The organism is Azospirillum sp. UENF 111221 (assembly GCF_058780625.1).
The window spans coordinates 473,060-495,000 of the sequence record NZ_JBSNCH010000001.1 but is presented as its reverse complement, the minus strand read 5'-3'; the positions used below and the strand labels follow the sequence as shown (position 1 = coordinate 495,000).

20 protein-coding genes, 1 tRNA gene and 1 pseudogene (1 of these 22 cut by a window edge) are annotated in these 21,941 nt (G+C 67.4%); 6 read left to right on the top strand and 16 right to left on the bottom strand.

What is annotated here, in order from left to right; translation table 11 throughout:
- Positions 1-3,552, top strand: partial view of an AAA family ATPase gene (locus ACWPN3_RS02235; RefSeq protein WP_492242112.1) — the 3' portion only. 234 nt of this gene lie to the left of the window's left edge; the window shows 3,552 of its 3,786 coding nt (coding positions 235-3,786); the start codon falls outside the window, past its left edge; its stop codon occupies positions 3,550-3,552.
- 633 nt (positions 3,553-4,185) lie between these two features.
- On the top strand, positions 4,186-4,908 hold the full coding sequence (locus ACWPN3_RS02230; RefSeq protein WP_492261035.1) for a phage tail protein: 723 nt from the start codon (positions 4,186-4,188) through the stop codon (positions 4,906-4,908).
- Positions 4,909-5,076: 168 nt separating this feature from the next.
- Here the strand turns inward: ACWPN3_RS02230 and ACWPN3_RS02225 are convergent, their stop codons facing one another.
- The 13 genes and pseudogenes from ACWPN3_RS02225 to ACWPN3_RS02165 form a co-directional block, all read right to left on the bottom strand.
- Entirely contained in the window at positions 5,077-5,919 is an 843-nt protein-coding gene (locus tag ACWPN3_RS02225) for an AAA family ATPase (RefSeq protein ID WP_492242114.1), read from the bottom strand.
- 28 nt (positions 5,920-5,947) lie between these two features.
- Positions 5,948-6,280, bottom strand: coding sequence for a DHCW motif cupin fold protein (locus ACWPN3_RS02220; RefSeq protein WP_492242115.1), 333 nt, complete (start codon positions 6,278-6,280; stop codon positions 5,948-5,950).
- Between the two features lie 73 nt (positions 6,281-6,353).
- Positions 6,354-9,025 (bottom strand): annotated as a pseudogene (alaS, locus tag ACWPN3_RS02215) (alanine--tRNA ligase).
- Between the two features lie 184 nt (positions 9,026-9,209).
- Positions 9,210-9,998: a twin-arginine translocase subunit TatC gene (gene tatC / locus ACWPN3_RS02210; RefSeq protein WP_492242116.1), complete on the bottom strand. Its 789-nt coding sequence runs from the start codon at positions 9,996-9,998 to the stop codon at positions 9,210-9,212.
- Positions 9,999-10,013: 15 nt separating this feature from the next.
- Positions 10,014-10,565 carry a Sec-independent protein translocase protein TatB gene (tatB, locus tag ACWPN3_RS02205; protein ID WP_492261034.1) on the bottom strand — a complete coding sequence of 184 codons (552 nt, stop codon included), beginning with the start codon at positions 10,563-10,565 and terminating at the stop codon, positions 10,014-10,016.
- 75 nt (positions 10,566-10,640) lie between these two features.
- A complete protein-coding gene (locus ACWPN3_RS02200; protein WP_492242118.1) occupies positions 10,641-10,895 on the bottom strand; it encodes a twin-arginine translocase TatA/TatE family subunit in 255 nt (84 codons plus the stop codon).
- 161 nt (positions 10,896-11,056) lie between these two features.
- Positions 11,057-11,674: an SMC-Scp complex subunit ScpB gene (gene scpB / locus ACWPN3_RS02195; protein ID WP_492242119.1), complete on the bottom strand. Its 618-nt coding sequence runs from the start codon at positions 11,672-11,674 to the stop codon at positions 11,057-11,059.
- Entirely contained in the window at positions 11,667-12,500 is an 834-nt protein-coding gene (locus tag ACWPN3_RS02190; protein WP_492242120.1) for a segregation and condensation protein A, read from the bottom strand. The genes scpB and ACWPN3_RS02190 overlap by 8 nt, the downstream gene beginning before the upstream one ends.
- Positions 12,501-12,511: 11 nt before the next feature.
- The gene (locus ACWPN3_RS02185) at positions 12,512-13,189 is read right to left on the bottom strand and encodes a site-2 protease family protein (protein WP_109449843.1); all 678 of its coding nucleotides are present in this window, start codon (positions 13,187-13,189) and stop codon (positions 12,512-12,514) included.
- A gap of 16 nt (positions 13,190-13,205) precedes the next feature.
- On the bottom strand, positions 13,206-14,309 hold the full coding sequence (gene nagZ / locus ACWPN3_RS02180; RefSeq protein ID WP_492242121.1) for a beta-N-acetylhexosaminidase: 1,104 nt from the start codon (positions 14,307-14,309) through the stop codon (positions 13,206-13,208).
- Positions 14,281-15,354 (bottom strand): SPOR domain-containing protein, encoded by a 1,074-nt coding sequence (locus ACWPN3_RS02175; RefSeq protein WP_492242122.1) that lies wholly within the window; start codon positions 15,352-15,354, stop codon positions 14,281-14,283. The genes nagZ and ACWPN3_RS02175 overlap by 29 nt, the downstream gene beginning before the upstream one ends.
- Entirely contained in the window at positions 15,351-17,111 is a 1,761-nt protein-coding gene (gene argS, locus ACWPN3_RS02170) for an arginine--tRNA ligase (protein WP_492242123.1), read from the bottom strand. Before argS ends, ACWPN3_RS02175 begins: the two co-directional genes overlap by 4 nt.
- A 58-nt stretch (positions 17,112-17,169) precedes the next feature.
- The gene (locus ACWPN3_RS02165; protein WP_109449839.1) at positions 17,170-18,369 is read right to left on the bottom strand and encodes a deoxyguanosinetriphosphate triphosphohydrolase; all 1,200 of its coding nucleotides are present in this window, start codon (positions 18,367-18,369) and stop codon (positions 17,170-17,172) included.
- Positions 18,370-18,560: 191 nt separating this feature from the next.
- On the opposite strand from ACWPN3_RS02165, the gene erpA reads away from it, so the two are divergent.
- From erpA to ACWPN3_RS02145, 4 genes are all read left to right on the top strand, one after another.
- Entirely contained in the window at positions 18,561-18,917 is a 357-nt protein-coding gene (erpA, locus tag ACWPN3_RS02160) for an iron-sulfur cluster insertion protein ErpA (protein WP_492242124.1), read from the top strand.
- 62 nt (positions 18,918-18,979) lie between these two features.
- Positions 18,980-19,753: an exodeoxyribonuclease III gene (xth, locus tag ACWPN3_RS02155; protein WP_492242125.1), complete on the top strand. Its 774-nt coding sequence runs from the start codon at positions 18,980-18,982 to the stop codon at positions 19,751-19,753.
- A 129-nt stretch (positions 19,754-19,882) separates the two neighbouring features.
- Positions 19,883-20,455, top strand: a complete 573-nt coding sequence (locus ACWPN3_RS02150) for a hypothetical protein (protein WP_492261033.1) — start codon at positions 19,883-19,885, stop codon at positions 20,453-20,455.
- A gap of 71 nt (positions 20,456-20,526) precedes the next feature.
- Positions 20,527-20,616 (top strand) — tRNA-Ser (locus ACWPN3_RS02145).
- A 40-nt stretch (positions 20,617-20,656) separates the two neighbouring features.
- Here the strand turns inward: ACWPN3_RS02145 and ACWPN3_RS02140 are convergent.
- Genes ACWPN3_RS02140 through ACWPN3_RS02130 form a run of 3 tightly spaced genes read right to left on the bottom strand, consistent with a single transcriptional unit; the run spans position 20,657 to position 21,930 of the window.
- Entirely contained in the window at positions 20,657-21,088 is a 432-nt protein-coding gene (locus ACWPN3_RS02140; RefSeq protein WP_492261032.1) for a DUF8757 domain-containing protein, read from the bottom strand.
- Positions 21,051-21,428, bottom strand: a complete 378-nt coding sequence (locus tag ACWPN3_RS02135; protein WP_492261031.1) for a DUF8758 domain-containing protein — start codon at positions 21,426-21,428, stop codon at positions 21,051-21,053. The genes ACWPN3_RS02140 and ACWPN3_RS02135 overlap by 38 nt, the downstream gene beginning before the upstream one ends.
- Positions 21,429-21,459: 31 nt before the next feature.
- Complete coding sequence (locus ACWPN3_RS02130; RefSeq protein WP_492242128.1) at positions 21,460-21,930, bottom strand: DUF488 domain-containing protein; 471 nt, start codon at positions 21,928-21,930, stop codon at positions 21,460-21,462.
- Positions 21,931-21,941 lie beyond the last annotated feature (11 nt).

Below are 21,941 nucleotides of genomic sequence, written 5' to 3'. Positions count from 1 at the left end.
CGCACCACCGACGTCCGAACGATCCTGCGGCGCGGAGCCGGTTCCGGTTGGGCCGAGGTCGATTTCATCGGCATCGACGACGAGGCCTACCGCGCCCGTTGGGAGGTGCGGCGGGCCCGGCAGAAGGCCCAGGGTGCTTTGCAGCTGCAGAGCATGTCGCTGAGCAGCCTGGACGGCGAGCGCCGTTTCGGCGACGGCAAGAAGAGCGTGCTCGAGGAGATCGAGCGGCGGCTCGGACTGAGCTTCGAGCAATTCCGGCGCGCGGTCCTGCTGGCCCAGGGCGACTTCGCCACCTTTCTGAAGGCGCCGCCGCGCGAGCGCTCCGCCTTGCTGGAGCTGCTGACGGGGACGGAGATTTACTCGCGCCTGTCGATTGCGGCGCATGAGCGGACGACTGCGGAGAAGCAGGCGCTCGACAGGCTGGTGGCGCAGGGCGGCGGCATCGGGGTGCTGAGCGATGACGACCGGACCGCCCTGCAAGCCGAGGCCGGCGAGGCGGCGGAGGCGGTGCGGAGCGGCGAGCAGGCGTTGGCGCTCGCCCAGGCGGCGCTGGCCTGGCATGAGCGCGACCGCCAGCTCGCGGCGGCGGAAAGCAAGGCGGTCGAGGCCGCAGACGCGGCGGAGCGCGCGTGGAGCGGCGCGGAGGAGCGGCGCGACGCCGCTCTCGCGCTGCGCGGGTTGCAGCCGCTGCGGCCGGTGCTGGCGGACGCCGACCGCGCGCGCGACGAGGCGGCGGAGGCCGCGGCGGCGGTCGAGCGGGCGGAGACGGGCCTGGCCGCGGCACGGCTGGCGGTGGATGAGGCGACCGGCCGCCATGGCGAGGCCCGGCGGCGCTTCGAGGCGGCCTGTGCCGAGCAGGCCAGGGCCGAGCCCGAGCTTGACCGCGCGGCCGACCTTGATGGACGGATCGCAACCCTGACCGGCGAGCAGGGGACCGCCGACGCGGCGGCGAAAATCGCGGTCCAGCGCAGCATCGCGCTGCGGAAGGCCATGCAGGACATCGACGCCACCCTGTCCTCGGCCCGCAGCGATGCCGCAAGGCTGGAGATCTGGCTGCGCGAGCAGGCTGGCTTCGCGGCGGTGGCCGGGCAGTGGGAGCGGTGGGACCGGCTGCTGGCGCGCATCGTCGCCGACGGACGGAGCGGAAAGGCTGCCGCGCAGGAGCGACAACGGCTGGAGCGGGAGCTTGCGGCGACCGAAGCCGCGGCACGCACCGTGGAAGGGCGGCTGGCCGAGGCGCGCGAGCGGTGCCGCTCGTCCGAACAGGCGCTGGACAGCTTGCGCGGCACGGCGGTGCCGTCGCTGGAAGAGGCGCGACAGGCGCGGTCGGAGGCCGGACGCCGCCGTGACGGGCTGCTGGCCCTGTTGGCTACCGGAGAGGCGCGGCAACGGCTGGAAGCCGAGCGCACCGCCGCGGACGGAGAGCGGCTGCGGCTGCTGGGCGAGGCGGAGCGCGACGGAACGGCGGCGCGGGAGCTTGCCGAAAGCCGGGCCGGACGGCAGGCCGCGGTGATGGAGGCGGAGCGTACCCTGCAACGGCTGTTGCTGGCCCAGCGCGAGGATGTCGAAAGCCTGCGCGGCCGGCTGGTCGACGGTGAGCCCTGCCCGGTCTGCGGATCGGCGGATCATCCCTGGGCGGGCGACGGGGCGACTCCGCTGGGCCGGGTGACGCGGGATCAGGAAGCGCATCTCGCCGGATTGCGCGAGGCCCTGGCCGCGACGGTGGCCCGGCATGCGGCACTGGAAGCGGCGGAACTGGCGGCGCGCAAGGGGGCCGAGGCGCTGACCGCGCGGCTGGCGGCAATGGCGCAGGAGGCCGACGGGCTTGAAGCGCGCTGGACAGCACAGGCGTCGGCCATCGATTGGGACACCGGAGGCGGAGCGCTCACCGAAACACACACGGACATCCACACGGACATCCGCGGGCAAGTTGAGGCGGTGGACCGCCGGATGGCCGCCATCGCGCAGGATGAGGAGCGGGCGCTCGACCATCGCCGGCGGCTGGATGCGGCGCAGCTGGAGCATCGGCGGCTGGAAACCGCGGCGGCCGGTCTGGCAAGCGAGTGCGAGGCGACCCGGCAGCGGCTGGCCGACGGCCGGCAGGCCCTGGCCCTGGCGGCGGCGGCGCTGGAGCGGGCGGAGGCCGACCGGGACTCCGCGCTGGCCGAGCTGGCTGACGGCCTGGCGGGAGAGGCCGGGTGGCAGGCACTGCTGGAGCAGGCCCCGGAGGACTACCGGGCCGCTTTGGCAAGGCGGGTGAGCGACCATCGCGAGAAGAGCGACGGGCTGGCCCGTGCCGCCCGCGAGGTCGAGCGCGCGAGCGGCGAACGGGCGGTGCAGAGCGCCGAACTCGAGGCTGCGCAGCGGGCAGAGGATGAGGCGCGCAATCGCGCAGGTGATCTCGCCGGGCGGCTGGCCGAGGCCCGGACGGCGCGCGGCGCGGTGCTGGGCGGACGGCCGGTGTCGGAGGTGCGGACGGCACTGGCCGCACGGAAGCATGAAGCCGAAGCCCTGGTCGAGAAGGCCACGTTCGCCCGGCAGGACGCCATCGCCCGACTGTCGGCCGCGGAGCAGGAGCGGGAAACCCGCGGCGAGGCGGCGAGACGCTGCGCCGACAAGGCCCGGACCGCCGGCGAGCGGCTGGGCCGCGCGGTCGCCGAGCGCAGGGTCGGGCTGGACGAGGTCCGCCGGCTGCTGGCTGCGCCCGAAAGCGAGCTGGAGGCGGAAGAGCTGGCGCTGGCGGTGCTGGAACGGGCGCGCGGCGATGCCGCTCTGGTGGTCGCCGAGCGGCGGCGTCAGCGCGGCGACCACCATGCCGCGGGTCGTCCGGCACAGAGCGTCGAGGAATCCGGGGCTGCGGCGGAGAGCATCCATGCGGTGCTGGAGCGCGACCGCGACCGGCTGGGCTCGGCCCGCGGCCGGCTGGAGGCGGACGATGCCAATCGGCAGCGGCTGACCGGGCTGATGGCGGCTATCGAGGCGCAGCAGGCGCGTTCCGCACTGTGGGGCAAGATGGCGCAGCTGATCGGTTCGTCGACCGGACAGAAGATGCGCAACTTCGCCCAGAGCCTGAGCCTGGACCTGCTGCTGACCCATGCCAATCGGCATCTGGAGGATCTCGCCCGCCGCTATCGGCTGGAACGGGTGACCGGGGCCGATCTGGAAATCCAGGTGGTCGACCGCGAGATGGGCGACGAGCGGCGCGGCGTCCACAGCCTGTCGGGCGGCGAGCTGTTCCTGGTGTCGCTGGCCCTGGCGCTCGGGCTTTCGGCGATGGCGGCGGGCACTGCCGGCGGGATCGGCACGCTGTTCATCGACGAGGGGTTCGGCACGCTGGATCCCGACAGCCTGGACGTGGCGCTGTCCTGCCTGGAAGCCTTGCAGGCCGGCGGGCGTCAGGTCGGCGTCATCAGCCACGTGCCGGCGATGGTCGAGCGCATCGGCACGCAGATCCGCGTGGTGCCGCTGGGCGGCGGGCGCAGCCGGGTGACGGTGCAGTCGGTGGCGGGAGTGGCGCTGGGATTGGCGATTGAGGAGGTGGAGGGGGTTTAAGGCGGAGTGGTCGCAGCGTCGTCCCTCCCTTCGGCGTCCCCTTCCCCTCGACGCGGTGATTTGAAGCGCTTCATCCGTCGCCCAGTGGGCGGGTCGGTTCGCGCGAGGCTTCAGCCCGGTTGTCGAGATAACGGCTTTGCCGATGCCGTCGTCATCCATGCACAGGCGGTGCATGGAAATGTGCGCGCGGCGAGATTCCGTTATTCTTGGCATGGACCGCTCCTCGGCCCGCGTCCGCTCTCGGGGTGCGGACGGGGTCTGTGGACAAGACATCTGTCCCACCCCGTTCTGTGGCGATTGGCGGCTGAGCAGCTCCAATTCGGCTATCGGCACCTGGGTTTCCCGCCGATGCGCGATGAGTTGAAGCTCAATGCCGGGAATGCGGATCCCAGCCTTCGGAATCACAGTCTTTGCGTGCAAAGGTCAGCCCGATGGCGAAGCGGTTCGATTGTGTAAAAATTTGCATTAAAATGTCTTTTTACCACCATCGCGATACATGATAAGATAAGTCCATAAAATAAGGATCGTTTGATCGTATTTTACCCTTGTACCGATATCCAGAACAACCCAGCCATCGGGGGCTCCTTATGCGCAGAGACTTTCCTCTACGCCGCCTTTGCGATGACAAGCGGAATGGCACTGTTCAGCACGCCCGCCGCCGCCTGCAACGACGAGTCATACATCGGCACGATCTGCACCTTTGCATTCGACTGGTGCCCTCGCAACTACATCCCTGCCGATGGCCGGACATTGGCGATCCGTGAGTATCAGGCGCTGTTCGCGCTGGTCGGCTTCCGCTACGGCGGCGACAACGCCAATACCTTCGGTATTCCGGACCTGCGCGGCCGCGCCGCAATCGGTTCCGGCACCGGCCCCGGCTTGGTGAACGTTCCCATCGGCGCCAAGATCGGCCAGCAGGAGCTACTGCTGTCGGCGGCGCAGGTCCCGCTGCAACCGCACACCCACACCGCAACCTTCACCGGCACCGGCGGCGGGTCGGGGGGCTCGACCACCGTTCCCTTCACCGGCACCGTCAGCCTGCCCATCACAACCGGCGGCACCCCGGTGTCGGCCCCGACCTCGGGCACCGTCTATCTCGGCGGCACCGTCTTGGACGATGGCGGCAGTGGCATCACGCTGACGGGGCCGTACAACACCACCGGACCTGGCACCGGCGCCAAAGTGGCGGGCACGGCCAGCGGCTCCATCACGGTTCCCAACACCGGCATCACCGGCGGCACGGTGACGGTCGCCCCCGCCGCAGCCGGTGCGACCCAGAAGGTCAGCACCCAATCGCCGGCGATCGGACAAACCGTCTGCATCGTCGCCAACGGCCTGTACCCGAACCGCCCGTAACGGATCCCCGACATGCCCTGCCCGAAGGAATGGGCAGGGCATCGTCCCAGGGATTGCGGGATTCGATCATTGACTTGCGGCCGAAGTCTTCCTTGAGGGCGACGGGATCCGGCATTTCCTGCGGTGCGTCGGCGATCGGGAAGGGCAGTCGAATTTCGAAGGTCCCGGTCAGCGCCCTCGCTTCGCCAGGAATGCAAGCCGCTCCAGCGTGTGAACGTCCTGCTCGTTCTTCAGCAGTGCGCCGCACAGCGGCGGGATCAGCGTGCGGGCGTCCTTGGCGCGCAGGGTATCCGGATCGACATCCTCGACCATCAGCAGCTTGATCCAGTCCAGCAGCTCCGAGGTGGAAGGCTTTTTCTTCAACCCTGGAACCTCGCGCAGGTCATAGAAGAGATTCAGCGCCTCGCGCAGCAGGGCCGCCTTCAGGCCGGGATAATGGACCTCGACGATGCGCTCCATCGTCTCGCGCTCGGGGAAGCGGATATAGTGGAAGAAGCAGCGGCGCAGGAAGGCGTCCGGCAGCTCCTTCTCGTTGTTGGAGGTGACGATGACGATGGGGCGCTTGGCCGCCTTGATCGTCTGCCGGGTCTCGTAGACGTGGAACTCCATGCGGTCGAGTTCCAGCAGCAGGTCGTTGGGGAACTCGATGTCGGCCTTGTCGATCTCGTCGATCAGCAGGACCGGAGGCTCCGGCGCCTCGAAGGCTTCCCACAGCTTGCCGCGGACGATGTAGTTGGCGATGTCATGAACCTTCGCCTCGCCCAGCTGGCTGTCGCGCAGGCGGCTGACCGCGTCGTATTCATAGAGGCCCTGCTGCGCCTTGGTCGTCGACTTGACGTGCCAGGACAGCAGCGGCTTGTTCAGTGCGCGGGCGATCTCCACCGCCAGCACCGTCTTGCCGGTGCCCGGCTCGCCCTTCACCAGAAGCGGCCGCTCCAGTGTTATGGCGGCGTTGACCGCCACCATCAGATCGTCGGTGGCGACATAGCGGTCGGTACCGGTGAAGCGCATGGATTAGGCTCCCTCAAGCGAAGACGTTTCAGTCCACGATAAACAGGGTGGCGCCGATTTCGGTCGAGGAGCGGTGCGGATGGTCGCCGAAATCGGACACCTGATAGCTCATGCCCGCGGTCAGGACGAAGCGGCGGCCATCCTTCAGCTCGGTGATCAGCTCACCGCTGACCACGAACAGCACATGGCCGCGGTCGCACCAATGGTCGGCCAGATAGCCCGGCGTGTATTCGACCAGCCGAACCCGCAGATCCCCGGAATGGAAGCTGCGCCAGCGGGCAAGCCCGGTCTCGCCCGGATGTTCGGTGACGGGAACGGCTGACCAGTCGGTCACGGTGAAGGGAAGAGTCGGAAGTTCCATCGCCGGACCTTTGAAGACGGCACCAACAGAAAAACGGCCCCCGGAGCGAACCGGGGGCCGGGTGTCGATGGGATCAGGAAGCTTTCCTGGCCGCAATCGCCTTTTCGATGGCTTCGATGGCCGCCGGGGCCAGCGAGGCATCGGGGCCACCGGCCTGCGCCATGTCCGGCCGGCCGCCGCCACCCTTGCCGCCCAGCGCCTCGGCACCGACACGGACCAGATCGACGGCGCTGAGCGTCGCGGTCAGGTCGTCGGTCACGCCGATGACGATGGAGGCCTTGCCCTCGTTGGACGCGATCAGCACGACGACGCCCGAGCCGACCTGCTTCTTCAACTCGTCGGCCATCGGCTTGAGGTCCTTGGCCGGCAGGCCTTCGACCACGCGGGCGGCAACCTTGACGCCGGCCACATCCTTGGCCTCGTTGCCGCCGTCGGCCTTGGCGCCGCCTCCCATGGCAACCTGGCGGCGCAGGTCGGCCAGTTCGCGCTCCATCTTGCGGCGTTCCTCGACCAGGGCCGCCACGCGTGTCGGGACCTCGTCGGGCTTGACCTTGAGGACGCTCGCCGCCTCGGTCAGCAGATGGTCGCGCTCGGACAGCCACGCCTTGGCGCCGGTGCCGGTCAGCGCCTCGATGCGGCGGACGCCGGCGGCGACGGCGCCTTCGGAGACGATCTTGAACACGCCGATGTCGCCGGTGCGGCGGACATGGGTGCCACCGCACAGCTCAATGGAGTAGTCGCGGTCCTGCTCGCCATGCGGCCCGCCCATCGAGACGACGCGGACCTCATCGCCGTACTTCTCGCCGAACAGCGCCATGGCGCCCTGGGCGCGGGCCTCGTCCGGGGACATCAGGCGGGTGATGACCTCGCTGTTGGCGAGCACGCGGCGGTTCACCTCGTCCTCGATGGCGGCGATGTCGGCACCGCTCAGGCCGGTCGGCTGGCTGATGTCGAAGCGCAGACGCTCGGGTGCCACCAGCGAGCCCTTCTGGGTGACATGGTCGCCCAGGCGATGGCGCAGCGCCTCGTGCAGCAGGTGGGTGGCGGAGTGGTTGGCGCGGATGGCGGAGCGGCGCTCGGTGTCCACGCGCAGTTCGACCACATCGCCGACCTTGAGCGTGCCCTTGGTGACCGTGCCGATATGGGCCCACACGGCGCCCAGCTTCTTCAGCGTGTCGGACACCGCGACCTCGGCCCCGCCGGCGGAGAAAATCACGCCGGCATCGCCGACCTGACCGCCCGATTCGCCGTAGAAGGGAGTCTGGTTGACGACGACCAGCACCTGATCGCCGAGATTGGCGGCCTCGACGCGGGCGTCGCCCTTGATAAGGGCGGTCACCTTGCCTTCGGCGACTTCGGTGTCGTAGCCGAAGAACTCGGTGGCGCCCAGCTCGTCCTTGATCTCGTACCACAGCTTCTCGGTGCCGACCTCGCCCGAGCCGGCCCAGGACTTCGCGGGCCTTGCGGCGCTGCTCGTCCATCGCCGCCTTGAAGCCGGCCTCGTCGACGCCGCGGCCCTGGCCGCGCAGCACGTCCTGGGTCAGGTCGAGCGGGAAGCCATAGGTGTCGTACAGCTTGAAGGCGACGTCACCGGCCAGCGGCTGGCCTTCGCCCAGATGGCCGACCTCATCCTCCAGCAGGCGCAGGCCGCGTTCCAGCGTCTGCTTGAAGCGGGTCTCTTCCAGCTTCAGCGTCTCGACGATCAGCGCGCGGGCGCGGTTCAGCTCCGGATAGGCATCGCCCATCTGCTGGATCAGCGCCGGGACCAGACGGTGCATCAGCGGCTCGCGCGCGCCGATCATGTGGGCGTGGCGCATGGCGCGGCGCATGATGCGGCGCAGCACATAGCCGCGGCCTTCGTTCGACGGCAGCACGCCGTCGGCGATCAGGAAGGAGGTCGAGCGCAGATGGTCGGCGATGACGCGGTGCGACACGGCATGCGCGCCGTCCGGCGAAGTCTTGGTCGCTTCCGCCGACGCCATGATCAGCGCCCGCATCAGGTCGATGTCGTAATTGTCGTGCTTGCCCTGCAGGACGGCGGCCAGACGCTCCAGCCCCATGCCGGTGTCGATGGACGGCTTGGGCAGCGCCACCAGATTGTCCGGACCCAGCTGTTCATACTGCATGAACACGAGGTTCCAGAATCTCGATGAAGCGGTCGCCGTCCTGATCCGGGCTGCCCGGCGGGCCACCGGCAATCGACGGGCCATGGTCGAAGAAGATCTCCGAGCAGGGACCGCAGGGGCCGGTGTCGCCCATGCGCCAGAAATTGTCGTCGGTCGGGATGCGGATGATGCGGTCGTCCGACAGGCCGGCGACCTTGCGCCAGATGCCCGCCGCATCCTCGTCGGAGGTGTGGACCGTCACCAGCAGCTTGTCGGCCGGCAGCCCGTATTCCTTGGTGATCAGGTTCCAGGCGAACGCGATGGCGTCGTCCTTGAAATAATCGCCGAAGGAGAAGTTGCCCAGCATCTCGAAGAAGGTATGGTGCCGCGCGGTGTAGCCGACGTTGTCGAGGTCGTTGTGCTTGCCGCCGGCGCGCACGCATTTCTGCGAGGTGGCCGCGCGCCGGTAAGGCCGCGTCTCGGCACCGGTGAAGACGTTCTTGAACTGGACCATGCCGGCGTTGGTGAACATCAGCGTCGGGTCGTTGCGCGGCACGAGCGGCGACGAATCGACCTTCTGATGGCCCTGCTTGGCGAAGAAATCCAGGAACGTGCGACGGATGTCGTTGGCGGTCTGCATACGGTCAAGGCTCCGGGTGCGCGGCTGAGGCCCTTTTGTTGGCCGAACCGTGCTTTTAGCGCGAGAATGGCGGCATGTCCATGACGGACGGATTATTACCCTAGGTCAAGGCAGGTAATTTGCCAGTGGCGAATCGCCACTGCATGCAGCCACTGGCAAAATGCTGCGGGCGCGTTGCCGCCGGTCACTCGGCTTCCGCGGCGGCCCGTACCTTTTCGATCCGGCGCCCGATGATGATCGCGATCTCGTAGAGCGCGATCAGCGGCAGCGCCAGGCTGACCTGGCTGATGACGTCGGGCGGGGTCAGCACGGCGGCGGCGATGAAGGCGCCGACGATGGCGTAGCGCCGCTTGGACGCCAGGGCGTCGGTGCTGATGATGCCGACGCGGACCAGCAGGGTCAGCAGCACCGGCAGTTGGAAGGCGATGCCGAAGGCGAAGATCAGCGACATCACCAGATGCAGGTATTCGCCGACGCGCGCCTCGAACTCGATGGGCAGGGCGTTGCTGCCGTCCGGGTGGAACTCGAAGCCCAGGAAGAAGCGCCAGGCCATCGGGAAGATGAAGTAATAGACGATGCCGGCGCCGGTCAGAAACATCACCGGGGTGGCGATCAGGAAGGGCAGGAACGCCTTGCGCTCATGCTTGTAGAGGCCGGGCGCCACGAACATCCAGATCTGGCTGGCGATCACCGGGAAGGAGATGAAGCAGCCGGCCCAGAACGCCACCTTCACATAGGTGAAGAAGGCTTCGGTCAGGCCGGTGTAGATCATCCGGCGCCCCTGCCCCGCCAGGATGTCGGCCAGCGGCTGGACCAGGAAATTGTAGATCTTGTCCGACACCGCATAGCACAGCAGGAAGGCGATCAGGATTGCGCCGATTGCCCACATCAGCCGGTTCCGCAGCTCGATCAGATGATCGATCAGCGGCATCTTGCTGTCTTCGAGTTCGTCCTGCTGCGTATCGCCGGTCATGGGCCGTCTTTGTCTTCAGGTCTGCTTGTCGGTCGGCTGGGCTGCGGCCACGGCGTCCGGCCGCGGGGCCGGAGCGGGCTGCGGCACCGGGGCCGGCGGAGCGGATTCGGTGGCGATCGGAGCGATCGTGATCGGCGACGTTGTGATCGGGGATGGCGCGCCGGCCGGCCCCACGCTGTCCGTCACGGCCGGAGCAGCCGGGGATGGAACCGGGGTCGGCGCCTGCGGCAGGTCCGGTTCCGGCGTGCTGCCGGCATGGCCGTTCAGACCCGTGTCGAATTCCTTGGCGTCGAAGGCCTTGCCCACCTCCCCCTTCGGGTCGATGGTGTCCTCCATCATCTTCTTGATGTTCAGGTCGCGGGTCTTCAGCGCTTCCTTGCGAAGCTCGTCCAACTCGGTTTCCCGCATCATGTCGTCGATGTGGGTCTGGAATTCGCGGGCGACGACCCGCGCCTTGCGCACCCATTTGCCGAGCGTGAAGATCGCCTTGGGCAGATCCTCGGGTCCAATGACCACAAGGGCGATGACGGCGATCACCATCAGTTCGGACCAAGCGATGTCGAACATGTTCTTCCGGCTTCACGAATGCGGTGGGCAGGATGGCGTGCGGCGCTCGGGAAGAGACGGCCGCGCGCCTGCCGGTCAGCTGCGGACCGCCTCGTCCTTCTTGGCCACGGCTTCGGCCGTGTTGGCCGGCTGGTTCGGGGCGGGCTGGTTCGGGATGGTCTTGGCGTTGGTGCCCGGAGTTGCATCGTCGCTGTCGTCCTGCAGCCCCGCCTTGAAGGACTTCACGCCCTTGGCGAGATCGCCCATCACCTTCGGCAACTTACCGGCGCCGAACAGCAGAAGAACGATCAGAAGAACGATGATCCAGTGCCAGATGCTGAAAGAACCCATGGCGCGCCTATCACGTTTGAACGGCCTTTGCGGCGGGCCGGCACTATGGCAGAAAGGCCGGGGTGCCGCAACGTTGCCCCCACCATCCTTAACCGGTTGTCATTGAGGTTTCACGGGAATTCGCTCAGGTGCCGGAGAAAAACCAAGCGGTCGCCTGCGGCTTACGTCTCGTCGCCCGTGTCCAGGGCACTGTCGTCGGCCGTCGCCCCCAGACCCAGCAGCACCGGACGGCTGTCGAGCAGGCCGGCGGCGCGCAACTCGTCGACGCTGGGCAGGTCACGCAAGCTCTCCAGCCCGAAATGATCGAGGAAATGGTCGGTGGTGATCCAGGTCAGCGGCCGGCCCGGCGTCTCCCGCCGCTTGCCCGGCCGGATCCAGCCATGCTCCATCAGCAGGTCCAGCGTGCCCTTGCTGGTCGCGACACCGCGGATGGATTCGATCTCGCCGCGGGTCACCGGCTGGTGGTAGGCAATGATCGCCAGCGTCTCGATGGCGGCGCGGGACAGCTTGCGCGACACCTCCTCCTCGCGCCGCAGCTCCGGCGCCAGATCGACCGCGGTGCGGAAGGCCCAGCCGCCGCCGGTGCACACCAGGGTGACGCCGCGCGGGGCGTAATGGGCGCGCAGTTCCTCCAGCAGCAGGCCGACCTCCGGCCCGATGCGGCCGGCCAGCGTCTCCTCGTCCAGCGGCTCGCTTGAGGCGAACAGCAGGGCTTCCAACAGGCGCAGCTTGCCGATGTGGGCCTCCGCCTCCTGGGCGTCGGTGACTTCCTTAATCATGCGATTGCGCTTCTTCCGAAATGTCGCCGTCCTGGGAACCGGCCGCCCGCCCGCGGACATAGAGCGGGGCGAAGGCGCCCTCCTGGCGCAGTTCGACCCGGCCGGCCTTGGCCAGCTCCAGCGTGGCGGCGAAATGTGCGGCGAGCGCCGAACGGGTCAGCAGCCCGCCGCCGCCCTCGCCGCCCGGCAGGAAGCTTGCCAGCGTCGCCCAGTCCGGCATGCGGCCGAGCAGGGATGACAGGCGCCGCACCGCCTCCTCCATCGAATAGAGGCGGACCGGGGCGATGTGCAGGACGCCGGATTCCTTGCGGGCGCGCTGCTGGCCATAGGCGCGCAGCAGGTCGAACAGCGTGACCTCGTAGACCGACTTGCGGCGCAGATCCAAATCCTCCGGCGCGCCTCGCGGATGGATTTCGATGCCCAGCCGTGGACGGGCAAACAGCTTTTCGGCGACGCCCTTCATCGCCTCCAGCCGCTGGAGCTGGAAGGCGAGTGCGGCGGCCATGTCCTCGCCGGACGGTTCCTCCCCCTCCGGCTCGGGCAGCAGCAGCCGCGACTTCAGGTAGGCCAGCCATGCCGCCATCACCAGATAGTCGGCGGCCAGCTCCAGCCTCACCTTCCGCGCCTCCGCCACGAAGCGGAGATACTGGTCGGCCAGTTCCAGGATCGAGATGCGCGTCAGGTCGACCTTCTGGTCGCGCCCCAGCGCCAGCAGCATGTCGAGCGGCCCCTCGAAGCCGTCCAGAACCAGCAACAGCTGTTCGGATGCCGACCCCTCCGCGATTGCTGAGGTGTCGGCCTCACGCCCGGCCAGCAGATCGGCCATCGATTACCCTATCAGTCGTTGCCGGTCAGGACGCGGATGAAATCGATCACCGCATCGACGGGCGGACCCAGCACCCAATGCATGACGCTGAGGTCCATGCCGATCTGGCGCCCCAGCATCGGCAGCAGGAAGAAGGCCGCCATCAGGATCAGCAGACCGACGCGCTCCAGCTTCGCCAGCGGCACCGCCAGGAAATCGGGCAGGATGCCGACCGCGACGCGCCCGCCGTCCAGCGGCGGCAGCGGGATCAGGTTGAACACCATCAGGATGACGTTGACCAGCACCGAGACCTCGGCGGCGGAGCGGATCCACAGCTCGATATAGCTGTTCTCGGGATTGACCAGCCGCCAGATCACCGCCGACGCCACCGCCAGCAGGAAGTTGGTCCCCGGACCGGCCAGCGCCACCCACACCATGTCGCGGCGCGGATGGTCCAGCCGGGCGAAATTGACCGGCACCGGCTTGGCCCAGCCGAAGACGAAGCCGGTGGTGAAATACATCAGCGCCGGCAGCAGCACGGTGCCGAACGGGTCGATGTGGCGGATCGGGTTGAAGGTGACGCGCCCCAGCCGATAGGCGGTGTCGTCACCCAGCCGCCAGGCGACGAAGCCGTGCGCCGCCTCGTGCAGTGTGATGGCGAGGATGGCCGGCAGGGCCACGGCCGTCACCTGGAAGATCCATTCCTCCATCGTCCGCTCCCGTCCGTCAGGTCTCAGCCGTGCCGAGAAGCTCGGCCAGCCGGTTGGTCAATGCAGCGATGTCCGCCGCCTCCGGCGCATGGCGCATCGCGTCCGCCCGCGCCCAGCGCTCCGCCGCCACCCCGCTCAAGAGCGGAACGGCGCCGAGGATCGACCGCATCTCGGCCAGATCGCCGTTGCAGTGGAGCACGACATCCATGCCGGCCGCCAGCACCGCTTCGGCCCGCGTCCTCGGGTCGCCCCGCAACGCGTTCATCGACAAATCGTCGCTGAACAGCAGGCCGGCGAAACCGATGGACGGCCCGCGCACCACTTCGCGCACCACGATGGCCGAGGTGCTGGCCGGGGCGGTCGGGTCGATGGCCTTCAGCACCACATGGGCCACCATCGCCAGCGGCAGGTCGGCCAGCGCGCGGAAGGGGGCGAAGTCGGTGGCCTCCAGCGCCGCGCGGCCGGCCTCGACCACCGGCAGCTCGGCATGGCTGTCGGTGAAGGCGCGGCCATGGCCGGGGATGTGCTTGATCACCGGCAGCACGCCGCCGGCCAGCAGCCCATTGGCGGTGGCGCGGGCGAGGTCGATCACCAAGGCCGGGTCGCGCGAGAAGGCACGGTCGCCGATGATGTCGTGTGCGCCCTCCACCGGAACGTCGCAGACCGGCGCGCAATCCACCGTGATGCCGACCTCCGTCAGCATATGGGCGAGCAGCCGGCCGTTGATCCAGGCTGCTTCATGCCCGGCGGCGGCATCGCGTTCGCCAAGCGCGCCGATCACGCCCATCGGCGGATGGGCCGGCCAGTGCGGCGGGCGCATGCGGGCGACCCGGCCACCCTCCTGGTCGATCAGGACCGGGGCGTCCGCCCGGCCGACGCTGGCGCGCAGATCGTCGACCAGCCGGCGCATCTGGTGGCGGCTGTCGCAATTGCGGCGGAACAGGATGAAGCCGAGCGGATCGGCATCGCGGAAGAAGGCGGCCTCGTCGGCCGTCACCTCCAGCCCGGCGCAGCCGAAGACGACCGCGCGCGGGTGGGAGACCTGGATGGAACTCACCGAATCGGAACCCAAAGAATCAGGGCCGGAAAAATCAGGGACGGACAACCACACACCCCACATTTTGCGCGCGCAGCTGGGCGCAGGCCGACTTGGCCCGCGCCTCGTCGGCGCCGGCGCCCTGCACCCGATAGAAGATGCCCTTCTCGCCCAGATCGACCTTGGCGACCTGCATCGACAACCCGCCGAGCGCGTCGGGGTGACGGCCGGCAAGGCGGCGCCATTCGGCCGCGGCCTCGCCCTCGCTGCGCACCGACGCCAGCTGGACACGCCAGCCGCTGCCGCCGCCGGCCGCAGGAGCGGAGGCGGTTGCGGGAGCGGGCTTCGCCGGCTGGGGAGCGGCCTTGGCCGGAGCGGCCGGCAGGGACGCGGCTTCCAGCTTGGCGATCAGCTGCCCCATCGACGGAGCGGCGTTCTGCTGGGCCGGCGCTGCTGCCGGCGGCGCCGGAGGCTTGGCGACCGACGCGACCTGCTGCTGCGGAGCGGGGGCCGGCTTGGCCGGGGCCTGTTGCGGCTTGGCGGCGACGCTGGGCGGAGTCTGGGCAGCCGGGGCCTGCACCGCCAGGGCCGGAACGGCCGCCGTCGGCGTGGCGGCGGGCAGAGCCGGCACCGGTTCCGGCGCTGCCAGCGGAGCAGCCGCCGCGACAGCCGCGGCGACGCTGTCGCGCGGGACGGTGGCGGTGGAGCCCGGCGGCAGCTGGGCCACCGACGGCACCGAGGGCAGCGGCACCACGGCCGGCATCTGCGGCGTCACCACCGGACGCGGCAGCGGCACCTCCGGCGGCGGCAGCAGCCGCTCCACCTGATTGCCGCGGCCGCCGTCATGGTCGCGCAGCCGCTCATAGGCCAGGATGTCCTGGTGCGGCACCTCCATCCCGCCCGGCTGGTCGGGACGGGCCTTGGACGGGACGGCTTCCGCGGTCAGCAGCGGCGGCCCGTCGCCGGACAGCCGCGACGGGCCGCGCAGCCCGACCACCGCCGCACCGGCGAACGTCACGACGCCGACCACGGCGAAGCCGAGCGCCAGCAGCCCGCGCCTGTTCGCGGACTGTCGGGGCGGCATCCCATAGGGATTGGCCGCGTAGTTGACGTCGCCGTCGTACTTCATGAACGCAATTCCTCCACCGGTTCCACGCCCATCACCGACAGGCCCGAGGCGATGACCGTCGCCACCGCGGCGATCAGCGCCAGACGGGCCGTCGTCAGCTCCGCATCGCCCTCGATCAGGAAGCGCAGCGAGGCATCGTCGCGGCCCCGGTTCCACAGAGCGTGGAAGTCGCTGGCGAGGTCGTAGAGGAAGAAGGCGATGCGGTGCGGCTCATGCGCTTCGGCCGCCGCCTCGACCACGCGCGGCCAGGTGGCCATACGCTTGGCGAGGGCCATCTCCTCTTCGCTGTCCAGCCGGGCGAGGTTGGCCGCGGCGGCGAGCGAGGCCGGCGTCTGGTCCAGCTGCGGCAGGGCGGTCGCGGCATGGCGCAGCACCGAGCGGCAGCGGGCGTGGGCGTACTGCACGTAGAAGACCGGGTTGTCCTTCGACTGCTCCGTCACCTTGGCGAAGTCGAAGTCCAGCGTCTGGTCGTTGCGGCGGGTCAGCATGATGAAGCGGACGACATCCCGGCCGACCTGATCAATGACGTCGCGCAGCGTCACGAAGGTGCCGGCGCGCTTGGACATCTTCACCGGCTGGCCGTTCTGCATCAGATGCACCAGCTGGCACAGCTTCACGTCCAGTGCGGCCTCGCCGCCGGAAATCGCCCGCGTCGCCGCCTGCATGCGCTTGACGTAGCCGCCATGGTCGGCGCCCAGCACGTCGATCAGCGACGCGGCACCGCGCCGGTACTTGTCGTAGTGATAGGCGATGTCGTTGGCGAAATAGGTGAAGGAGCCGTCGGACTTCTTCAGCGGCCGGTCGACGTCGTCGCCGAAGTCGCTGGACTTGAACAGGGTCTGCGGGCGCGGCTCCCAATCGTCGGGCTTCTTGCCCTTCGGCGGCTCCAGCACGCCGGTGTAGATCAGACCGCGTTCCTCCAGCGCCGCCAGCGCCGTCTGGACGGCCCCCGCCGTCACCAGGGCGCGCTCGCTGCTGTAGACGTCCATCGTGACGCCAAGGGCGCCCAGATCCTCGCGGATCCAGCCCATGATCATGCCGATGGCGAAGTCGCGGCAGGCCGGCAGCCATTCGGACTCGTCGGTGCCGACCCAGCGGTTGCCGTCGCGCTCGGCCAGCGCCTGGCCGACCTCCTTCAGGTACTCGCCGGGATAGAGGCCGGCCGGGATCTCGCCGACCTGCTCGCCCAGCACCTCGCGGTAGCGGATGAAGGTGGAGCGGCCCAGCACGTCGACCTGCGCGCCGGCATCGTTGATGTAGTATTCGCGGGTGACGGCATAGCCGGCCTTCTGCAGCAGTGCTGCCAGCGCGTCGCCGAACACGGCGCCGCGGCCATGGGCGGCATGCAGCGGGCCGGTCGGGTTGGCCGACACATACTCCACATTGACCGGAGTCCCGGCTCCCAGCTCGCTGTCGCCATAGGCGGTGCCGGCGGTCAGCACGTCGCGGATGCGGTCACGCCAGACGTCCGGCGTCAGGCGCAGGTTGACGAAGCCCGGACCGGCGATCTCGACCGACGCCACGTCGGCGCGGCCCTTCAGCTTGGCGACCAGCAGCTCCGCCAGGGCGCGCGGCGCCATCTTCGCCGGCTTCGCCAGGATCATCGCGGCGTTGGTGGACAGGTCGCCATGCGAGGCCTCGCGCGGCGGCTCGACCGTCAGACGGCTGCTGTCCAGCCCGGCGGGGATCGCACCCTCGGCGGCCAGCTCTTCCAGCAGCTTGCGAATATCGGTCTCGAAGGCCTTGAAAATATTCATCGTCTCAGGTCGTCTTTTCAGGAGGTCACAGGAGCCTGACGGCTCAGGTCTTCACGGTTCAGGTCTTTACATGCAGGTCGAACAGCCGGTCATGCTCGGCCAACGCGTAGCGGTCGGTCATGCCGGCGATATAGTCGGCCACATGACGGGCGCGCACCGCAAGATCGGCGTCACCCCCATTCTTGGCGATGTCGCGCTGCCATTCGGTCGGCAGGGTGTTGGGCTCGTCCATGAACAGCTGGAACAGGGCGCGCACCACGCGCTTGCACTTGCTCATCTCGCGGTTCACGCGATAGTGCCGGTACATGCGCTGGCGCAGGAAGGCGCGCAAGGGTCGCTGTGCCTCCAGCATCCCGTCGGAGAAGCTGACCATCGCCACCGGCAGGGCGCGCAGTTCGGCCGCACTGCCCGGCCGATGCTCCGCCAGCCGCCGCCGCGTTTCCGTCACCAGATCGACGACCATGGCGTTGATCATCCGCCGGATCGTCTCGTGGATCAGGCGCGAGCGTTCCAGCCCCGGATAGCGGTCGCAGACCTCGCGAACCAGCGGACCGACCAGCGGCAGCTCCGCCACCTCGTCCACCGTGAACAGGCCTGCGCGCAAGCCATCGTCGATGTCGTGGTTGTTGTAGGCGATGTCGTCGGCCAGCGCCGCCACCTGGGCTTCTGCCCCCGGATTGGTGTGCAGTTCCAGATCCCACTCGCCCTGGAAGGCCGCAATCGTCGTCGGCAGGCGGTGACCGGGCAGCAGCGGCAGCAGCGGGCCGTTGTGCTTGACCACGCCCTCCAGCGCTTCCCAGGTCAGGTTCAGCCCGTCGAACTCGGCATAGCGCCGCTCCAGCCGCGTCAGGATGCGCAGGGTCTGGTCGTTGTGGGCGAAACCGCCGAACGGCTCCATGCAGGCGTTCAGCGCCTCTTCCCCGGCATGGCCGAAGGGGGTGTGGCCAAGGTCGTGGGCCAGCGCCACCGCCTCCGCCAGATCCTCGTTCAGCCCCAGCGTCCGGCCGATCGAGCGGGCAATCTGCGCCACCTCCAGGCTGTGGGTCAGCCGGGTGCGGTAATAGTCGCCCTCGTGATAGACGAAGACCTGCGTCTTGTGCTTCAGCCGGCGGAAGGCCCCGGAATGCACGATGCGGTCGCGGTCGCGCTGGAAGCACGAGCGCGTCGGGCTTTCCGGCTCCGCCACCAGCCGCCCGCGCGTGTCCGCCGGGTTGCAGCCATAGGGAGCCAGCCGATCGTGGGAACAGTCCGCCGTCATGGGGCGGACACTACCGGCGGGGAAACGCAGGTGCAACGGCGAAGGCGTGCTATGCCCAGGCGCCCGGCCAGCCGGCGGCGGAGCGTGCCAGATGCGCAACGCTTTGGCGCAAACGTGCCCACACTTTGACGAAGCCGGCGATCCCCCTTACATTTGTGGCAACTCCCGCACCGCACCAGAGGGGCCACCCCATGCCCGACACCGCACTCCCCACCGACACCCGAATCCTCGGCGTCAGCGAAAGTGCTGCCAAGCGCGTCGCCTTCCTGATCGAGCAGGAGGGCAATCCCAACCTGATGCTGCGCCTGACCGTGTCCGGCGGCGGCTGCTCCGGCTTCCAGTACGGCTTCACCTTCGACGAGACCGCGACCGACGAGGACCATGTCTTCGAGAAGGACGGCACCAAGGTGGTCACCGACGACGCCTCGCTCGACCTGCTGGCCGGCGCGACGCTGGATTATGTCGAGGACCTGATGGGCGCCGCCTTCCAGATCAAGAACCCGAACGCCACCGCCTCCTGCGGCTGCGGCAACTCCTTCGCGGTTTAGGGCCGCGGTCTGAGGCCGCCGTCCGACCTCACAGAACCAAGAAAAGAAGGCAGGCCTTTTTCGTGAAGATCGCCACCTGGAACGTCAACTCGGCGAAAGCCCGCCTTCCGCTGATCACCGACTGGCTGCGCACGGCGTCCCCGGACGTCGTGCTCTTCCAGGAAATCAAATGCGAGACCGCCGCCTTCCCGACCGCGGCCTTCGAGGAGCTCGGCTACCACGTCAATGCCGTCGGGCAGAAGGCCTACAACGGCGTCGCTTTGCTGTCGAAGACCCCGGCGGAAGACGTGCTGACCCGCCTGCCGGGCGAGCCGGAGGACGAGCAGGCCCGCTATGTCGAGGCCACCGTGTCCGGCGTGCGCATCGCCTCGCTCTATTTGCCCAACGGCAACCCGGTGCCGGGCGAGAAGTTCGCCTACAAGCTGCGCTGGATGGACCGTCTGTACGACCATGCCAGCACGCTGCTGGCGCAGGAAATCCCGGTGGTGCTGGGCGGCGACTACAACATCATCCCTGAGGCGCGCGACGTCTACTCGCCGCAGGCCTTCGCCGGCGACGCGCTGTTCCGCCCGGAATCCAAGGCCAAGTTCCGCGCCCTGCTGAATCTCGGCCTGACCGAGGCCTACCGCGCCCTGCATGACGACGACCGCGCCTACACCTTCTGGGATTATCAGGCCGGCAGCTGGCCGCGCGACAACGGCCTTCGCATCGACCACTTCCTGCTGTCGCCGCAGGCCGCCGACCGTCTGGCCGGCTGCACCATCGACCGCGGCCCGCGCGGGCTGGAAAAGGCGTCCGACCACACCCCGGTGATCCTGGACCTGCGTGACGCCTGAGCGGCGCGGGTGTGCCGCCTGTATAAAGTCCGTGACAAAAGCATTTTGTTAAAAGTTTCGCTTCTACGATGAACGCGCCGCCCCGTCGAAAGCCGGGCTGGCGCAGTCATCAAGGAGTGTGGAGCGGGCATGGCGTGGAGGCGCGACAACGGTCGGGAGCGGGTGAAGTCTCTGCTGGCGGCATTGGAGCGTCAGGCGACCGAAGCTTCCCAGCTTGCCGAGCGGGCCCAGCGCGACATGGGCGACGACCGCTTCGCCTCCTTCCTCGACTTCCGCCGCAAACTGGAGGAGATCCGCGCCCTGTTCACCCTGACCGAGGAGCATCTCCAGGGGGTGGACGAGTCGCGCCTGACCGACCTGCGCGCCGAGTTCGAGCGGATGGATCTTCTGCTGACCCGCATGCTGGCCCGCGCGATGCGCAATTACTTTTCCAGCATGCGCGAGGACCAGGTCCTGCCCATCGGCGCCCGCGAGCTGTTCGAGCCCGAACTGCGCAGCGTCGACCAGACCCGCACCCGCCTGCTGAGCCCCCGCTATGCCGACCGCGTGGCGCCGGAGATTCTCGACGATCTGGACGCCACGGCAGAGCTGATCCGCAAGACGATAGCCCGCGCGCCTGCCCTGCCCGACTTCTCCGACAGTCCCAGCCCGCCGAAACCGACCCGCCGCCTGCGCACGCTGGGCCGCCCGATCCGGAACTGAGGGGCAAAACGCAACAGCTTGCGCGCGACACTTGACCCACCGCGACGCATTCGCTACTCCCGTGGGCCGAGGGAAGAGTGGCCGAGTGGTTTAAGGCAACGGTCTTGAAAACCGTCGTAGGTGTGAGCCTACCGTGGGTTCGAATCCCACCTCTTCCGCCATTGCGCCGGAAAATGAGTATCCAAGAACACCGCACTGCATTCAAAGCAAACTCATTTGCTGTATATCACTTAAACGAATTACACCGTTAATGAGCCAGCGATCTGGATAAACAGAATGCGTCCCCATTGCTAAGAGCATTCCGTCCCGAGGATATATTTCACCAAATGTTTTCTGTATCTTCTCTAGAGTAGATTTTTCCCCGTACTTCCGAGACCAGTTATAATAAGTCGCCTCGAGTTCCCAATCTTGGCATGTTCCGTCACGACTCCCATCATCTGTTCTATATCGATATTTGAAGCGATACGGACAAGGTTCGTACGGGATCAGATCTTTACTATTAAACATATCTTTTTGCGCGCGAAGTTTGTCAAATTTCCCTTTTTCGATAGCTAGTTCCTCGGCAGTCTTTTTCTCATAACGAAAATCTCGAATTTCAGCTTTTAAAAGAGCAAGAACTCCTTCCCGCTTCACGTTCACGGTCTAAGCTAGTTATTATCACGCGAGATAGAAATTTTTGACGCTCGGATGGCTTTAAACATCCAACAATAGACAAAGTATCTTGGTCAATCCTGCGTGATTCCAAGCGCCGATCATCATCCGGTAGACGCCAGCGAAAGCGAATTGTATCCCAGCGCGAAAACTTTTTCCCATCCTCTAAGTAACGAAATGAGACTGGATAGAGTCTTAGCCATCGCCCATAAATGTCTAATGCTGCACAGCAGACGGTCTCGCCATGCTTTTGACCGACTTGAGGTGAGGCTTTGATTAAAATAACGGCCTCTGCTTCCCCTGATTTTAAATCACTTTCCATCGTCAGCCTTCCCTAAATAGGATCTCGGCTGTTACCTGCCCTCTGGCACTCCAATGTGCTTCAAGGTAAACGCTCCGAGCCTTTTCATCTCACCCGCCACAATGTTCCGGTGGCAGAAGCGGTGGTCCCGCTCGTAGCATAGTAGGCAGGAGATGCTATCGCTCGCAATCTTGATCGCTTCACCCAATGCATTCTGCGCGCTAAGCGTGCCAAGATGTGTTGAGAAGATTGAATGGAACTGTTCATATCGGCCTGCTCTCGCCGCCTCTCGCCCCTCTTTTGGATCTCCGAGAGGGCGTAGGTGAACATATGTCAGCCCTTGATCCACACAGTGTTGTGATAATGCAGACTTCGAGAATCCGCGACGACGGGATACGGGGATATCGCGAATATCAATGACAGTTTGAACGCCAACCTTAAGCAAGGTAGCTATGAAATCATCTACAACCGCACCCTCATAGCCGATCGTAAATAGTGTATTAGCTGTCACTTGCCCCACCATAATGGCCCTAC

Excerpts from the sequence above, each read along its gene's own strand:
- ACWPN3_RS02230 (WP_492261035.1), top strand. The coding sequence starts at position 4,186 with ATGGCACTGTTCAGCACGCCCGCCGCCGCCTGCAACGACGAGTCATAC.
- ACWPN3_RS02225 (WP_492242114.1), bottom strand. The coding sequence starts at position 5,919 with ATGCGCTTCACCGGTACCGACCGCTATGTCGCCACCGACGATCTGATG.
- ACWPN3_RS02220 (WP_492242115.1), bottom strand. The coding sequence starts at position 6,280 with ATGGAACTTCCGACTCTTCCCTTCACCGTGACCGACTGGTCAGCCGTT.
- tatC (WP_492242116.1), bottom strand. The coding sequence starts at position 9,998 with ATGACCGGCGATACGCAGCAGGACGAACTCGAAGACAGCAAGATGCCG.
- tatB (WP_492261034.1), bottom strand. The coding sequence starts at position 10,565 with ATGTTCGACATCGCTTGGTCCGAACTGATGGTGATCGCCGTCATCGCC.
- ACWPN3_RS02200 (WP_492242118.1), bottom strand. The coding sequence starts at position 10,895 with ATGGGTTCTTTCAGCATCTGGCACTGGATCATCGTTCTTCTGATCGTT.
- scpB (WP_492242119.1), bottom strand. The coding sequence starts at position 11,674 with ATGATTAAGGAAGTCACCGACGCCCAGGAGGCGGAGGCCCACATCGGC.
- ACWPN3_RS02190 (WP_492242120.1), bottom strand. The coding sequence starts at position 12,500 with ATGGCCGATCTGCTGGCCGGGCGTGAGGCCGACACCTCAGCAATCGCG.
- ACWPN3_RS02185 (WP_109449843.1), bottom strand. The coding sequence starts at position 13,189 with ATGGAGGAATGGATCTTCCAGGTGACGGCCGTGGCCCTGCCGGCCATC.
- nagZ (WP_492242121.1), bottom strand. The coding sequence starts at position 14,309 with ATGTGGGGTGTGTGGTTGTCCGTCCCTGATTTTTCCGGCCCTGATTCT.
- ACWPN3_RS02175 (WP_492242122.1), bottom strand. The coding sequence starts at position 15,354 with ATGAAGTACGACGGCGACGTCAACTACGCGGCCAATCCCTATGGGATG.
- argS (WP_492242123.1), bottom strand. The coding sequence starts at position 17,111 with ATGAATATTTTCAAGGCCTTCGAGACCGATATTCGCAAGCTGCTGGAA.
- ACWPN3_RS02165 (WP_109449839.1), bottom strand. The coding sequence starts at position 18,369 with ATGACGGCGGACTGTTCCCACGATCGGCTGGCTCCCTATGGCTGCAAC.
- erpA (WP_492242124.1), top strand. The coding sequence starts at position 18,561 with ATGCCCGACACCGCACTCCCCACCGACACCCGAATCCTCGGCGTCAGC.
- ACWPN3_RS02150 (WP_492261033.1), top strand. The coding sequence starts at position 19,883 with ATGGCGTGGAGGCGCGACAACGGTCGGGAGCGGGTGAAGTCTCTGCTG.
- ACWPN3_RS02135 (WP_492261031.1), bottom strand. The coding sequence starts at position 21,428 with ATGGAAAGTGATTTAAAATCAGGGGAAGCAGAGGCCGTTATTTTAATC.
- ACWPN3_RS02130 (WP_492242128.1), bottom strand. The coding sequence starts at position 21,930 with ATGGTGGGGCAAGTGACAGCTAATACACTATTTACGATCGGCTATGAG.